Source organism: Agromyces cavernae (assembly GCF_021044935.1).
Lineage (GTDB): Bacteria > Actinomycetota > Actinomycetes > Actinomycetales > Microbacteriaceae > Agromyces > Agromyces cavernae.
Genome location: NZ_JAJNMP010000002.1, coordinates 38467 through 52776 on the forward strand (window position 1 = coordinate 38467; position 14310 = coordinate 52776).

The following is a 14310-nucleotide window of genomic DNA, read 5'->3' on the forward strand; positions in this document are numbered from 1 at the left end:
TCGACTCGAAACCGGTGGTTCCCATCGTTTCCATCGCATTGAACCGTGAACGACCGGAGACGACCGGATAGAATTGGAGACAGCGAACCGCCTGGTTCCCGCTACCACAAGGGAATCCGCGAGTTCCCGAGGCATCCGGAGGCAACCCGAAACGGGCTGAACCCTCCAAGGGGTCGCAGGTTCAAATCCTGACAGCCCGACCATGTGAAGTGTCGAGGCATCCTTTTCGGATGTCTCGGGACATCGTTTGCGAAAGCCTCTCCTTCGGGAGGGGCTTTCGTTGTGTCCGGGGCGGGTAGTGTCGGACTTCGCGCAATTCTGCTCTGGGGTATTCCCGTCAGCGGCTGCTCCCAGTTCCGAGCGCGCGGACGTTCCGATTGCGTCGGGGGTGAGCCGCGCCGGGATGCTCAGACCGCGGTCGCGGCCGCCAACTCAGCGTCGCTGCATGCCTTGAGAACCGGCTTGCTCAACCTGCTCGGGGCGGGACGACTTGTAGCCGAGCCGGCCTCGCGTCGCGATGATCAGCACGATCGCGGTGACCGTGAAGCCGATCAGGACCGGCAGCAGTCCGTACTCGTTCAGAATCGGTGCGGGGAAGAGAGGTGCCTCGACCTTGTTGGCGAAGGTGTTGAACGACGCGTGCGTCAGCATCATGATGAGCAGGCTCCCGTTCACGTGGTTGAAGACCCACGTCATGATGATCGTGAGGGCCGTGATCATGACGACGAACATGACGATGTTCGGAGCCGTGGGCGGCGTCCACACCCCGCTCCAGAACAGGGGGAGGTGCCAGAATGCCCACAGGACGCCCAGGATGAGACTTCCGACCAACGGGCCGTTCCGACCCTGCAGGCGTGGGAGTGCGAAGCCGCGCCAGCCCGGCTCCTCACCCAGCGGGCCGCCGAGGAGGAACGTCGTCGCGAACGCCAGGGGATAGCCGACCAGCAGCGGGACGATGAGCGGCTGGAACGATGCGAGGGCTCCGGGCACCACGATCGCGCCCAGGATCACGATGGCGGGGATGCCCAGAAGTACGAACAGGTACCACCGGAGTCCCGCCCGCCATTGGACGTATCGCCGCAGCAGGCGGCCGATGCCGACCTTCCCTTCGGTCAGGCCGGTCATGATGAGCGCCGAGACCGTCGGGCCGAACGTTGCGGCAACGATGCCGATCGTGATGACGGGTCGAGGGAGCGTGAAGGGCAGGACCCCCGTCGCGGAGAGCACGATCGGCACCTCGATGAGCCAGGAGACGGCGTAGGCGATCACGAAGAACGAGGTCAGCGGATGCTTCGCAAGCACGCCCCGGGAAGCGGGGGATCGCGGCTGGTCGGCGTTGTCGACACTGGTCATGCGAGTGCATTCCTCTCCCGTCGAGGGGCGGGCTCACCGGCGAGACCGATCCTGGGGTCCCAGTGAGCCAAGTGTCCCACGCGCGCTCGATGCTGCGCTGGCCCCTGTCCAGGTCATCCGATGACGGACCCCGGAGGCTCGACCGATTCGCAAGAAAAGTCGAGCAGTCGACCTCACTGATTTGTATCTTGAGAGGGTGTTGAGCCCCGTTCGAGCAGCGACGGCCGGTCGATACGACCGGCGCGTGCTCCCGGTGCTCGTCCATATCGAGGAACATCTCGATGATCCCTTGCCGCTTGCCGACTTGGCGGCTGTCGCCGGCTTCTCGCCGCACCACTTCCATCGCATCTTCCACTACGTGACGGGCGAGGCCCCGAAGGAGTACCTGCGCCGCTTGCGCCTCGAGCGTGCCGTCGCTCGCCTCAAGGTCAGTCCCGACAATGTGCTCGAGATCGCATTGGAAGCGGGATTCAAGACCCATGAGACATTCACCCGCGCATTCACTCGGCAATTCGGCATCAATCCCTCCGAATTCCGCAGTGTGCTTCGCGCATACCGCGCGTCAGTGGCTGACACGATGGAGAGCAGCACCTACGACGGCTTCACCGACGAGACTCCGCTCACCTTGCGGTTCGATATGCGAAGGGAGCCGGTGGCCGTCGAGAAGACACCGCCCCGGCACCTGATCTTCCTCCGCCACAACGGATACGAGAACTTGCTCGCCGGCAAGCGGGCGTTTCTGAGCCTCTGGGATGAACTCCTCGAATACGCCGACGCGCACGGTCTCGAGTACTCGCCCGAGTTCCTCGTCGGTCTCACTCACGATGATCCCTACGTGACCGATGAACCGAAGATCCGATTCGATGCCTGCCTCCCGGTCAGTGTGCCGATGAACGTCAGCCACCCGATCGGATATCGGTACCAGGAGCCCGGCCTGTGCGTCGCTCGTCGTCATTTCGGCGGGATGGAAGAGATCGCCAAGACCTTCGCATACATCGGGGTCGAATGGCTGCCCTCCGATGACTATTGCCTGCGGGCGGCGGCGCCATTCGAGATCTATCACTGCCGGCAGGTCGATGGCAGGCTCGAACGCATTTTCACCGACGCGTACGTTCCGCTCGAACCCCTGAAACGAACACACTGAGGAGAATGATGAAGGGATTCGAGTTCAACGAACACATCGAAAGATCACCTCAGGATGTCTTCGAGGTGCTTTCGAACCCGACCAGAGCAACGGAGTTCCTCGACAACATCACGGCGAGCAGCAAGCTCACCGACGGACCGATCGCGGTCGGCACGAAATTCCGCGAGACCCGTGTCGTGAACGGCAAGGAGGCCAGCGCAGACCTCCTGGTGAGCGCCTACGAACCGAACACGCAGGTGAGCATCAGCACCGAAGCCGAAGGCATCAAGGTGGAGTACCACTACCACCTGTCGCCCGACGGCGGAGGCACGCGGCTCAAGTGGACCTGCGAGCTGGAGGCGAGCGGACTGCGGAGGATGATGCTCCCCATGGTTGCGGGCATCATGAAGAAGGAGGACGGGGATCACCTTCGCAGATTGAAGGCCTATCTCGAGTCAGGATGACCAGAGCGCGTGCAGCCCCGAGTCACAGCTCTCGCATGTAGAAGAGCATGCGATAGTCCCTGCCGGGCTCGATGTTCACGAACCCGTGCCGCTCGTAGAATCTGCGGGTGTCGACGTCGACCTCGTCGACGTTGATATACATCTCGATCGCCCCGCGCTCCATCGAGTCCGCCAGCGCGGCGGTGAGCAGGTCGGTGCCGATGCCCTGGTCGCGCAATTCCGGGCGCACGTAGAGCTCCTCGAGTTGCGCGATCGGGCCGTCGCCGTAGGGTGTCGGACGGAACGTGAGGTACGCGAACGCGACCGCAGGTGCGCCTGCGCCCTCAGCCAGCAGTACGAGCACATCGGGACGATTGAGCAGCGTTTCGAATCGAGAGGCCAGCTGATCTGCGGAGGGTGTCTCGGACTCGAACTCCGTGTTGAAGTCGAACAGCAACCGCCCCACGACCGGCGCATCCGCCGTCGTCGCGCGGCGCACTTCGAACCCCTCAGCTGAATTCACTCCGCCGTCCGCAATCATGGCGTGGGGTCGTCTCCGCGCGACCAGGCGATCGCGATGAGCCGGCGCAGCACGTCGAGGTCGATGTCGTCGAGCTTCTTCACGTAGACACAGCCGGCGCCCTCGGTGTACGTGCCGAGCTGCGGGAGGAGCGCGGCGCCCTCGGGGAGGTCCTTGATCCCGTAGATCGAAAGCTGCGCCTTGCGCGGCGAGAACCCCGCCTTGGGCCAGTCGCCTTCGTTGCGGGGATTCACGGGCGACCGGTAACGGTAGCTCCCGTAGCCGACGATCGACGGACCCCACATGACGGGTTCGACGCCCGTCACCTCGCGGAAGATCCCGTCAAGGGCGTTGCCGTCGTCGCGGCGTCGGGCGGGCGTCGCCGCTTCGAGGAAGTCGGCGACCGAGGCATCCGTCGGCTGTGTCTTGTTCTCGGCCATGCCATTCATTGTCGCGTGTGCGTCCCTGATGCGCGAGCACTCCGCGACCTGCGCACCATAGGCTGACGGCATGCCGACCGCCTCGAGTGACGCACGCGCCGACCTGGTGGCGCTGTGCGAACGCGGCATCGACTGGAGGCTCGGCCCGCAGCCCATGCTGGGAAACGACGCCCCGGTCAGGGACGCCGCCGTGCTCGTACTCTTCGGCGTCCTCGACTCGGTGCCCGCAGGCGCCTCGAACGCGGTCGCCCGCGACCTCGATGTGCTGCTGCAGCGACGGGCGGCGACGCTCTCGAGCCATGCCGGACAGATCGCGTTCCCGGGCGGCAGGCTCGAGCCCACCGATTCGGATGCCGCTGCCGGGGCGTTGCGCGAGGCCGTCGAGGAGACCGGGCTCGACCCGTCGGGTGTCGACGTGCTCGGAGCACTGACGCCGTTCCCGGTGCCCGTCAGCAACCACCTGGTGACGCCGGTTCCTGCGTGGTGGAGTCGTCCGTCGGAGGTCGCCGCCGTCGACCATGCCGAGACGGTCGACACCTTCCGCGTGCCGGTCGCGGACCTCGTCGATCCGGCCAATCGCGCGATGACCGAGCACCGGTTCGCCGGCGAGGTGTACCATTCGCCGGCGTTCGCCGTCGACGGGAGGGTGGTGTGGGGTTTCACGGCGATGGTGCTGTCACGCATGTTCGAAGATCTGGGGTGGGCTGTCGAGTGGGACGACCGCAGGGTCGTCGAACCCTGAACCGGCGACGCGGAAAACGGAGGTGCCCTGATGGAGGAACTGGTTGTCGACGCGCTCGCGGACCTGCGATCGCCTGCCTGACCCCGGGCTGTCCCGTCCGCGGGGGTGAACCCCCGCAGCGCGCGGGGGGCCAGCCCTCTGGCCGCGCCGCGACCCTGCCGCTACGTTGCGGCCATGGAACAGATCTCGCCGACCAGGAGCGCAGTCCTCGTCCTCGCGACCTCGCTTGCGGCGATGGGAGTCGGGCAGCTGCTGTTCTCGTTCGGGCGCGACTTCATCGACGCCCAGCAGCCCATCGACTGGGCGCACTGGCTGATCCTCATCGGTGCTGCGGGCGGTGCGCTCGCCACCTCGGGGTCGGCCGTCGGCCGGCTCGGCCGGGTCGCGCGTGCCCTCGTCATGGTCGGCGCCATCGCCTTCGGCGGCATGGTCGCGATCGACCTCATGCTGTGGACGCTGCCCGCCGACCCGATGCTCGATGACGCCCTCAGCGCCGCACTCGACGCACCGCAGATCGCGGTGCCCTTCCTCTGGGTCGGGCCCTCGTTGTTCTTCATCGGCCTCGCACTCATCGCGCTCGAGTGGGTGGGATCGAATGCCTGGGCGGCCGGGGCTGTCATCGTCGGCACCGTGTTGAACGGCATCGGCCAGGCCACAGGCGTCGACGGCATCGTGCTGGTCAGTTTCGTGATCATGCTGGCGGGTCTGGTCGGCCTGCTCGTGCGTGCCAAGCCCCAGCTGTCTCGTCGAGCAGCGGTTCCCACGGTGAGGGTGTGACACCGGAACGGTTGACCCGCTCGATCCTAACCAAAGATTATGGCTCAGTCTTAGGTTAGAATCGAGCCATGACGCCAGATCTCACCACGTGGCCCGCGGTCGGCAACGAGGCGCGACCGTGGCACCGCGCCGAGCACGAGGTCGCCTCGCGACGGCAGTTGCGCGCCGCGGTCGGCGAGTACCGTGCCTCGCTCGTCCCCCTGATCGCCGATCGCGAGGTACGGCTTCGCCCCGAGACGCTCGCGATCGCCGACGACGCGAGCAAGGAGCTCACTCGGTTCGACGCTGAGGCCGGCTCGTTCGCGGCGCCGTTCGCCGCCATCCTGCTGCGCACCGAGAGCGCCTCGAGCTCAGAGGTCGAGAACCTCACCGCGAGCGCGAAGCAGGTCGCGCTCGCCGAACTCGATCGTTCCGACTCGCAGAACGCCCGGCTCGTCGTGGCGAACGTGCGCGCGATGCGGGCGGCGATCGCGCTCGCCGATCGCCTCGACGAGCAGGCGATCATCGCGATGCACGAGGCCCTGCTCGAGACATCCGCCCCGCATTTCATCGGCGCATGGCGCGATCAGCAGGTGTGGATCGGCGGCGGTTCGTTCTCGCCGCACCACGCGACGTTCGTCCCGCCGCATCACGACCGCGTGCCGGGGCTCATGGCCGACCTCGTGCAGTTCGCCGACCGCACCGACGTGCCGGCGCTCGCGCACGCGGCGATCGCGCACGCCCAATTCGAGACCATCCATCCGTTCCCCGACGGCAACGGGCGCACCGGGCGCGCCCTGCTGCACGGGATGCTCCGCGCCGCCGACGTCACCCGCAACGTGGCGGTGCCGGTCTCGGCGGGCCTGCTCGGCGATCTCGACGCGTACTTCCTCGCGCTCACCAGATACCGGCAGGGGCAGCCCGACGCGATCATCGAGGCTGTCGCGGAGGCCGCGTTCCGCGCCGTGGCGAACGGACGCGCCCTGGTGCGCGAGCTGCAGGAGATCGCCGCGAGCTGGGACGCGCTCGTTCGCGCACGCTCGGATGCCTCGGTCCACCGCGTGAAGGCGCACCTGCTGCAGCACCCGATCGTGACGGCCGCGTCGGTCGCCGAGTCGGTCGGAGTCAGCGAGGTCGCGGCGCAGACCTCGATCGACAAGCTCGCCGCTGCGGGAGTGCTCACTCGGGCCGCGGGCGGTGCGCGCTACCGGGTGTGGCAGGCGACCGAGGTGCTCGCCGCGCTCGACGCGTTCGCCGCCCGCGCCCGCCGCGCCCGATGGTGACGCGTGCCGATCGGGGCCCGTTGCACGTTCTACGGTGATGGCATGGACGTCGTGCTCGCCGCAAGCGCGGTCATCACCGCCTCCGATGGGCGGATACTGCTCGTCAAGCGCGGCCGCGAGCCGCAGCGGGGTCGCTGGTCGGTGCCGGGCGGGCACGTCGAACCGGGTGAGTCGCTCGAGGCGGCCGCCGCGCGGGAGGCGCTCGAGGAGACCGGCCTCCGGGTCGAGGTGGGCCGTGAACTCTGGACGGTGCGAGTGCCGATCGGTGACGGGCGGGAGTACGAGATCCACGACTTCGCGGCGACCGTCGCCGGCGGCGTGCTCGGCCACGGCGACGACGCGGATGACGCGCGGTGGGTCTCGCCCGACGAGCTCCACTCACTGCGGCTGACGTCGCACCTCGTCGACCACCTGCGCCGTGCCGGCATCGTCCCGCCGCTGCCGCACATCGACGAGCACGCGGTCATCGTCACGGCCGATCGGGAGGCGGTATGGTCGGCGCTCGAACGCGTCGTCGAGCACGCCGGCTCGCCGTGGTTCGCGACGCTGCTGAGGTGTGATGATGCCGCGGCATCCGGCCCCCGGCCGCTCGAGGAGTGGTCGAGTGTGCCCGGCTTCCACGTCACGGCCGCCGATCGCCCGTCGCGTCTCGCGCTCGCCGGGCGCCACCGGTTCTCCGACTACGAACTCGTCTTCCGGATCGACGATCTCGGTCCGGGCCGCAGCACGCTCCGTGCCGAGACGCGCGCCGTCTTCCCGGGGCCGGGTGGCGCGGTGTACCGGATGCTGCTGCTGGGCCTGGGCATGCACGTCATCGCCACGCGCCGACTGCTCGCCCGGGTCGCCCGTGTCGCCGCTGCCGAGCCTCGATGAGCGCCGCGCGGCGCAGTGGAGAGGCATCCCATCGACACGGCTGATCGGATGTCGCGACACCTACATGAAGGCCGGTCGCCCGAGGGGCGACCGGCCTTCACCGGAGACGTGCTGCAGCTATGAGGTCTGCAGCGCCTTCGCCTTCAGCGCTTCGAACTCGGCCTGGGTGATGGCGCCGGAATCGAGCAACTGCTTGCTCTTCTCGATCTCGGCCGCTGCCGACGATCCGCCGCCGCCCGCGACGCTGCGAATGTACTCGGCGTTCTCGGCCTGAGCCTGTTGCGCGATCGCCGCACTGCGCTCGCCCATGCTGCGCCCGCGCACGATCAGGTAGATGAACGCCGCCAGGAACGGCAGGAGCACGAGGAAGAGCACCCAGAGCGCCTTCGCCCAGCCGTTGAGGGTGCGATCACGGAAGATATCGATGATCACCGTGATGAAGATCCAGATGCACGCGATGAGGATGTAGAACCAGAACAGCCACACCAGGAAGTCCCAGAAGGTGTTCAGCATGGGAGGCCCCTTTCAGCTCGGCGACGCCGCTCCTCGGCATCTCCCTGCCCGAAAGCTAGTCCCGCGGTAACCGGTGGACATCACGCAGATCAGGTGAAGCTGCGCGATTCACCTGATCTGCATGATGCGTCGGGCGACGAGGTCGCGTGCACTTGGAGATGCTCGATCGACCGGGATTGGAGGCACGACGTGGACTATGCGGATCGGCTCCGACGACTGGCGATCAACGACGAACGACTGGCCGAAGACGACCTCGGCGACGTCGCGGTCATGCCCGACGGCCTCGACGCCAAGACCCTGGCGCTCGCGCGGATCGCCGCCCTCGTCGCCGTCGGCGGCGCGGAGCCCTCATTCGGATCGCAGGCCGACGCCGCCGTGAGCGCGGGCGCGTCGCCGCAGGACATCGTCGACGTGCTCGTGGGCATCATCCCCGTCGTCGGGTTCCCGCTGGTCGTCGCCGCTGCGCCGAAGGTCGCGCTCGCGCTCGGATACGACCTCGACGATGCGATGGATGCCACGGCGGGGCCGCCGGCAGAATAGCCGACGGTGGCGGAGTCAGGCGCCGAGCAGCCCGAGGGCCATCGCCGCCTCGACGGCGTCGCTGCGCGCCGACACTCCGAGCTTGCGATAGATCGAGCCGACCTCCGAACTGACGGTGTTCCGCGAGATGAACAGGCGCTCTCCGATCTCGCGGATCGACAGGTGCGTCTGGAGGTACGGCAGCAGCCGCAGCTCGGCGGGTGTGAGCGGCGGCCCGCCTCCGGGATCCGAGGACTCGGTGGACGAGATCGTCCCGCGGAAGTCGGCGACCTCGTCGACGAGCGTCCCGAGTGCGGGGCGATGCAACCGGATGTCGTCGATCTCACGCAGCAGGTGGCGCGCGGTCGCATGATCGCCCAGTGCCCAGTGCACCTTGGCCAGCTGGAGCCGCAACCGCACGGCGAGGTAGGGGATCGCATAGGTGCAGGTCGGTCGCGTGCGCATGGCCCTCGTCAACTGCCGCTGCACGTCGGCCAGGTCGCCGCGGTGCATCGCGAGGCGAGCCGCGCCGGCGAACGCGAGCACGGCGGTCGCGTAGTCGTGCATTCGATGGCGGTCGATCGCGGCGAGCGCGGCCTGCACGTGCGACGCAGCCTCGTCCCACCTGCCTTGGTCGAGCGCGAGCAGGCCCAACTCGGACTCGCTCACGATGAGCACATCGATGTTGCCGCGCACCGCCGCCGTGGCCGAGCACTCGGCGAACGAGGCCTGCGCCTCCTCCCGTGCACCGGTGAGCAGTTGTGCTTCGCCGAGCAGCACGAGAGCCTGATCGCGCCATTGGCTCCACGTCGGCTCTGAGGCGACGGCGAACGTCGCATCGGCGAGCGATTGCGACGGGCCGTCGGCGCACATGAAGGAGCGCAGCATCGCCCGGGACGACGCGAACGACGACGAGCCGTCGTCGGGAGGCTCATCGAAGGTCGCGGTGCTGAACGCCGCAGCCCAGCGTTCGGCATCGTTCGCCTGGCCGGTGAGGGCCGCGATCCATCCGGCCAGCACGGTGAGCGGCGGGTGCGCCTCGATCGCCCGGTCGCCGAGCGCCGTGAACCACCGCTGCACGGTCGTCAGCTGCCCGGACTGGTAGGTGGCGAGTGCGATCGAGGCCACGAGGTGGGTCGCACGTTCGCGCTCGGCCGAATTGTCGAGCAGGTGCTCGACGGCCATCGCGGGCGAGCCGTTGAGCTCGAACCAGTCCGCTGCCCGCAGGTGCAGTTCGACGATCAGGTCGGGTTCGACCCGGCGAAGCTCGCCGAGCAGGAACTCGCGGTAGAGCGCGTGGTAGCGGTGCCACTCGCGCCGACGGTCGAGCGCGACCAGGAAGGCGTCGGACGCCTCGAGCTCGCGCAGCATCGCCTGTGCGTCGCCGATGCCGAGGACGGCATCGCAGAGCGGCGCCGTGAACCGATCGAGCACGGCCGTGCGGCGCAGGAACCGCTGGTGCTCCTCGGGGAGCCTCGCCATGGCCTCGCGATACAGGTAGTCGGCGACATACCGGTCGTCCCCGGCGACCGCTGACGCATCGCCACCGCCGTCTCTCGCGATCGCCGCTGCGAGGAACAGGCCGACGGGCCACCCTTCGGTGCGTTCGACGACCCCGGCGGCGTCGTCACGGTCGAGCGGCACCTCCGCACCCGCGAAGATCTGCTGCGCACCCGACGCGTCGATGGCGAGATCGCGCGCAGTGATCTCGACCGCGTCACCGGACACGCGAAGGCGTGGCAGGTGCGGTTGCTCGCCACGGCTCGCGGCGACGACCTGGGATCCGCGCGGGATCCCCGCGAGCACGACGCCCAGCACGTCGTGGCATGCGGGCGAACGCAGTTCGTGGAGGTCGTCGAGCATGAGCACGAACGGCGTGGGGGTCGCCCGGAACACCGCCGCGAGCAGGGGGGCGGCGCGGCCGAGCGCCGAGACACCGTGGCCCCGCACATCCTCGGCGAGGTGCTCCATGCCGGGTGCGATGCCGGCGTACGCCTCCGCGAGCAGCGCGAGCAGGGCGGCCGGGTCGTCGTCGAAGCGGTCGAGCGAAACCCAGGCGACGGGCCTGCGCTCGAGCTGCGCCCACTCGGCCATCAACGTCGACTTGCCGTATCCGGCCGGTGCGGTGACGCCGACGACGCGCCGCCCGCCGGCCCGTGCCTCGTCGATGAGCGCGACACGACTCACCGAGCCTCGGGCCGGACGCTCCGGAACGGTGAGCTTCGCGTCGAGCAGCAGTCGGTCGAGTTCGACCTCGGATGTCGACGGTGCCGGGGCTTCCTCGAACACGCTCGAATCCTATGATCGCGCGCGTGCCGCCTCAAGAGCCCCCGTCCGGGGGACGCTCACGGCATTCCCGCCTGAGCGTCGCCCTACCGCGGCTTCCATGCCGCCTGTGAGCACTGGGGACGCTGCCTGAGCGCAGCCTGTGGCCGCGGTTGCGGACCTGAGGAAGGCTCCCTATTCTGTCGCGGAATCAGCAGCTTCCGTGAGCGGAAAGCGCTCGCGGATCGAGAGACCGGAATCGATCGGCACGTTCGTGGCGCGATTCCACGGTGATCCACATGCGAGACGACCCCCTGAACCCGCGAACCCCTGTGTCCGAGTCAACGGCGGGGGCAGCGCCACGACTGCATCGCCGGGTGCGCGGGGATCGACTGCGGATGGCGCTCGCGATCGGCGCGGTCGTGGGGATCGCCGCGACCGCGGGAACCGGGTTGCTCGTTCGAACCGCGGCCGATGAGACCGCCGCGAGCATCGCGGCGACCGAGGAACTGACCGCGAGCGTCGACCGCGCCCCCGATCAGCTCGACTCGCACGGCCTCATGCTCACGGCTCGGGCGACCCGCGACGCCGAGACCGCCCTCGACGGTGCCGCCCAGGTGATCGCCGCGGCACGCGGCAAGTCCGATTCCGCCGAGCTCGAGGCATCCGTCGCCGCCTTGCGCGATTTCGAGCTGCTCGCGCCCGAGCGGATCTTCGAACTCGTCGACCTCGCCGACGCGCAGGCTGCGACGGTGCGTGCCCGGGTCGCCGAGTTCGACCGCATCGCAGCCGAGAAGGCCGCAGCCGAGAAGGCGGCCGCCGAACGTGCGGCCGCCGAACGGGCCGAAGCCGAACGCGCGGCAGCCGAGCAGGCCGAGCAGTCCGCGCCTGACCAGTCGGGTGGCGGATCGGGGTCGCCGCCTGCTCCGCCGGCGAACCCGAGCGAGGCGCAGGCGATCGCACGTGACCTGATGTCGGCCCAGTACGGATGGGGGCCGGCCCAGTTCGGATGCCTCGTGGCGCTCTGGAACTACGAATCGGGATGGAACGTGTACGCGAGCAACCCGAGCGGCGCCTACGGGATTCCGCAGGCGCTCCCCGGCTCCAAGATGGCCTCCGCCGGAGCCGATTGGGCGACGAGTGCGCGCACCCAGATCGTCTGGGGACTCGGCTACATCGCCGGCCGCTACAGCACCCCCTGCGGGGCATGGGCGCACGTCGAAGCCAACGGCTGGTATTAGCCGATCGGGTGCGCTCGCCGCAACCGCCTTCGGATGACATTCACAGAAAGATGTGAGGTTTCGTCCAGAACGTCTCGGCAGACTGGCCACTTCGCCCGGGCGCCCCCGCGTCCGAGGAACGTCGAGATAAGGATCGTGGCGCGCCGAGCATCACGAACCGCCACGTGAAAGTCATGCAGAACCAGCCTTCTTCCCCTGATTCCCCCAACAACCACCACACCCCCGACCCGGTCTCCGAGAGCACCCCGGTGCTCAGCCGCCGGGCACTGCGCAACCGACGCAGCTGGCGCCGCGGACCCGTCATCGCCGCAGGTGCCGTCGTCGCCGTCGGCGCCCTCGTCGGCAGCGGCTTCGCCCTGCAGTCGGCCGTCGCCGCGCAGAACGAGCGCATCGCAGCAACCGCGGCGCTCAGCGCCGCGTCCGACCTGAGCGTCGACCAGCTCGGCTCGCACGCCGGCATCCTCGAGGCGCGCGCCGTCAAGGACGCGCAGGACACCCTGAGCGGTGCCAGGGACACGATCACCAAGGCGAAGGGCAAGGCCGACGCGACCGCGCTCGCGTCGTCGGTCGCGGCGCTCGAAGACTTCCGCCTGCTCGCTCCCGAGCGGGTGTTCGAGCTCGCCGACGCCACCGAGGCGCACGCCGCCACGGTGAAGACCGCCGTCGCCGAGGCCGACCGCATCGCCGCAGAGAAGGCGAAGGCCGCAGCAGCGGCCGCCGCCAAGGCGAAGGCGGCAGCCGAGGCCGCCGCTGCGGCCGAGGCCGAGGCCGAGCAGAGCTCGGGATCCTCGTCCTACCCCTCAGGCCCCGCGAACCCGACCGGTGCGCAGGCGATCGCCCGCGACATGGTCTCGGCCCGCGGCTGGGGCGCCGACCAGTTCGGCTGCCTCGTCGCCCTCTGGGACCGCGAGTCGGGCTGGAACGTCTACGCCCAGAACCCCTCGAGCGGTGCATACGGCATTCCGCAGGCGCTGCCCGGCAGCAAGATGGGCTCGGCCGGCAGCGACTGGCAGACCAACGCCGCCACGCAGATCGCCTGGGGCCTCGGCTACATCGCGGACCGTTACGGCAGCCCCTGCGGCGCGTGGGACCACTCGGAGTCGGTGGGCTGGTACTAGGCCACAGCGCTCACGACAACGCGGAAGGGCCGCGGCGGATCGGATCCGCCGCGGCCCTTCGTGCGTCCACCAGCGGCTACGCGACCGTCTCGGCGTCTCGCTTGGGCAGCTTCCAACCGGGGCGCACGAAATGGCACGTGTACCCGTTGGGGTAGCGCTCCAGGTAGTCCTGGTGCTCGGGCTCGGCCTCCCAGAACGGTCCGGCGGGTTCGATCGTCGTGACGACCGCGGCGGGCCACAGGCCCGACGCGTCGACATCGGCGATGGTGTCGCGTGCGACCGCCTCCTGCTCGGGGCTCTGCGGGAAGATCGCCGAGCGGTAGCTCGTCCCGATGTCGTTGCCCTGGCGGTTGAGGGTCGATGGGTCGTGCACCTGGAAGAAGAACTCCAGCATCTCGCGGTAGCTGGTCTGTTCGGGGTCGAACACGATCTCGATCGCCTCGGCGTGGCCCGGGTGGTTGCGGTAGGTCGCGTTCGCGTTCTGCCCGCCCGTGTAGCCGACGCGGGTCGACACGACACCCGGGCGCTTGCGGATCAGGTCCTGCATGCCCCAGAAACACCCGCCGGCGAGAATGGCGGTCTCAGTGCGGTGGGTCATGGTGTTTCCTCCTTCTCGGATGTCGCGGATGCGACATCCGTCGTCGTGAACAGGTCGCGGTACTGCGCGTACCCCTGCGCCTCGAGCTCGGCGAGCGGCACGAATCGCAGCGCGGCCGAGTTCATGCAATAGCGTAGGCCGCCGGCGTCGGCCGGCCCGTCGTCGAAGACGTGCCCGAGGTGGCTGTCGGCGCCCGCCGAACGCACCTCGACCCGCTTCATGAACAGCGAGCGGTCGACCTTCTCGGTGATCGCGTCGGGGTCGATGGGCCGGGTGAAACTCGGCCAGCCCGATCGGCTGTCGTACTTGTCGGTCGACGCGAACAGGGGCTGCCCCGAGACGACGTCCACGTAGATACCGGGCTCGTGGTGGTTCCAGTACCGGTTGCGGAAGGCGGGCTCGGTGCCGTCCTCCTGCGTCACGCGGTACTGCTCGGGAGTGAGACGGGCGATCGCCTCCGGAGTCCTGCGGTAGTCCTCTGACAAGGTCGTTCCTCCTTCACGGGCGCCGCTGGCTGCGGCGC

At 68.8% G+C, this 14310-nt stretch carries 16 protein-coding genes; 9 read left to right on the forward strand and 7 right to left on the reverse strand.

The window, feature by feature from the left end; translation table 11 throughout:
* Window positions 1-432: 432 nt before the first annotated feature.
* Complete coding sequence (locus LQ757_RS06210) at window positions 433-1353, reverse strand: CPBP family intramembrane glutamic endopeptidase (protein ID WP_231046364.1); 921 nt, start codon at window positions 1351-1353, stop codon at window positions 433-435.
* 244 nt (window positions 1354-1597) lie between these two features.
* Here LQ757_RS06210 and LQ757_RS06215 point away from each other — a divergent pair, with 244 nt between their 5' ends.
* Together LQ757_RS06215 and LQ757_RS06220 are read left to right on the forward strand one after the other, a co-directional pair.
* A complete protein-coding gene (locus tag LQ757_RS06215; protein ID WP_231046365.1) occupies window positions 1598-2497 on the forward strand; it encodes an AraC family transcriptional regulator in 900 nt (299 codons plus the stop codon).
* 5 nt (window positions 2498-2502) lie between these two features.
* The gene (locus LQ757_RS06220; protein WP_231046366.1) at window positions 2503-2940 is read left to right on the forward strand and encodes an SRPBCC family protein; all 438 of its coding nucleotides are present in this window, start codon (window positions 2503-2505) and stop codon (window positions 2938-2940) included.
* A gap of 22 nt (window positions 2941-2962) precedes the next feature.
* Here the strand turns inward: LQ757_RS06220 and LQ757_RS06225 are convergent, their stop codons facing one another.
* Together LQ757_RS06225 and LQ757_RS06230 are read right to left on the reverse strand one after the other, a co-directional pair.
* Window positions 2963-3460, reverse strand: a complete 498-nt coding sequence (locus LQ757_RS06225; RefSeq protein ID WP_231046367.1) for a GNAT family N-acetyltransferase — start codon at window positions 3458-3460, stop codon at window positions 2963-2965.
* On the reverse strand, window positions 3457-3879 hold the full coding sequence (locus LQ757_RS06230; RefSeq protein WP_231046368.1) for a DUF1801 domain-containing protein: 423 nt from the start codon (window positions 3877-3879) through the stop codon (window positions 3457-3459). Before LQ757_RS06230 ends, LQ757_RS06225 begins: the two co-directional genes overlap by 4 nt.
* A 70-nt stretch (window positions 3880-3949) precedes the next feature.
* Here LQ757_RS06230 and LQ757_RS06235 point away from each other — a divergent pair, with 70 nt between their 5' ends.
* The 4 genes from LQ757_RS06235 (at window position 3950) to LQ757_RS06250 (ending at window position 7533) form a co-directional block, all read left to right on the forward strand.
* Window positions 3950-4621, forward strand: a complete 672-nt coding sequence (locus tag LQ757_RS06235) for an NUDIX hydrolase (RefSeq protein ID WP_231046369.1) — start codon at window positions 3950-3952, stop codon at window positions 4619-4621.
* A 174-nt stretch (window positions 4622-4795) separates the two neighbouring features.
* On the forward strand, window positions 4796-5398 hold the full coding sequence (locus LQ757_RS06240; protein WP_231046370.1) for a hypothetical protein: 603 nt from the start codon (window positions 4796-4798) through the stop codon (window positions 5396-5398).
* A gap of 68 nt (window positions 5399-5466) precedes the next feature.
* Window positions 5467-6660 (forward strand): Fic family protein, encoded by a 1194-nt coding sequence (locus tag LQ757_RS06245; protein ID WP_231046371.1) that lies wholly within the window; start codon window positions 5467-5469, stop codon window positions 6658-6660.
* A 42-nt stretch (window positions 6661-6702) separates the two neighbouring features.
* Complete coding sequence (locus tag LQ757_RS06250) at window positions 6703-7533, forward strand: NUDIX domain-containing protein (RefSeq protein WP_231046372.1); 831 nt, start codon at window positions 6703-6705, stop codon at window positions 7531-7533.
* Between the two features lie 117 nt (window positions 7534-7650).
* On the opposite strand, the gene LQ757_RS06255 is transcribed toward LQ757_RS06250, so the two are convergent.
* On the reverse strand, window positions 7651-8046 hold the full coding sequence (locus LQ757_RS06255; RefSeq protein WP_231046373.1) for an SHOCT domain-containing protein: 396 nt from the start codon (window positions 8044-8046) through the stop codon (window positions 7651-7653).
* A 189-nt stretch (window positions 8047-8235) separates the two neighbouring features.
* Between LQ757_RS06255 and LQ757_RS06260 the strand changes: the two genes are divergently transcribed.
* Window positions 8236-8586: a carboxymuconolactone decarboxylase family protein gene (locus LQ757_RS06260; RefSeq protein WP_231046374.1), complete on the forward strand. Its 351-nt coding sequence runs from the start codon at window positions 8236-8238 to the stop codon at window positions 8584-8586.
* Window positions 8587-8601: 15 nt separating this feature from the next.
* Here LQ757_RS06260 and LQ757_RS06265 read toward each other — a convergent pair whose 3' ends face one another.
* Window positions 8602-10854: a LuxR family transcriptional regulator gene (locus LQ757_RS06265; RefSeq protein WP_231046375.1), complete on the reverse strand. Its 2253-nt coding sequence runs from the start codon at window positions 10852-10854 to the stop codon at window positions 8602-8604.
* 374 nt (window positions 10855-11228) lie between these two features.
* On the opposite strand from LQ757_RS06265, the gene LQ757_RS06270 reads away from it, so the two are divergent.
* Complete coding sequence (locus LQ757_RS06270) at window positions 11229-12071, forward strand: aggregation-promoting factor C-terminal-like domain-containing protein (protein ID WP_231046376.1); 843 nt, start codon at window positions 11229-11231, stop codon at window positions 12069-12071.
* A gap of 173 nt (window positions 12072-12244) precedes the next feature.
* On the forward strand, window positions 12245-13189 hold the full coding sequence (locus LQ757_RS06275) for an aggregation-promoting factor C-terminal-like domain-containing protein (RefSeq protein ID WP_231046377.1): 945 nt from the start codon (window positions 12245-12247) through the stop codon (window positions 13187-13189).
* Between the two features lie 76 nt (window positions 13190-13265).
* Here LQ757_RS06275 and msrA read toward each other — a convergent pair whose 3' ends face one another.
* Both msrA and msrB read right to left on the reverse strand, forming a co-directional pair.
* Window positions 13266-13787, reverse strand: a complete 522-nt coding sequence (gene msrA, locus LQ757_RS06280) for a peptide-methionine (S)-S-oxide reductase MsrA (RefSeq protein ID WP_231046378.1) — start codon at window positions 13785-13787, stop codon at window positions 13266-13268.
* A complete protein-coding gene (gene msrB, locus LQ757_RS06285; RefSeq protein ID WP_231046379.1) occupies window positions 13784-14272 on the reverse strand; it encodes a peptide-methionine (R)-S-oxide reductase MsrB in 489 nt (162 codons plus the stop codon). Before msrB ends, msrA begins: the two co-directional genes overlap by 4 nt.
* Window positions 14273-14310: the final 38 nt, after the last annotated feature.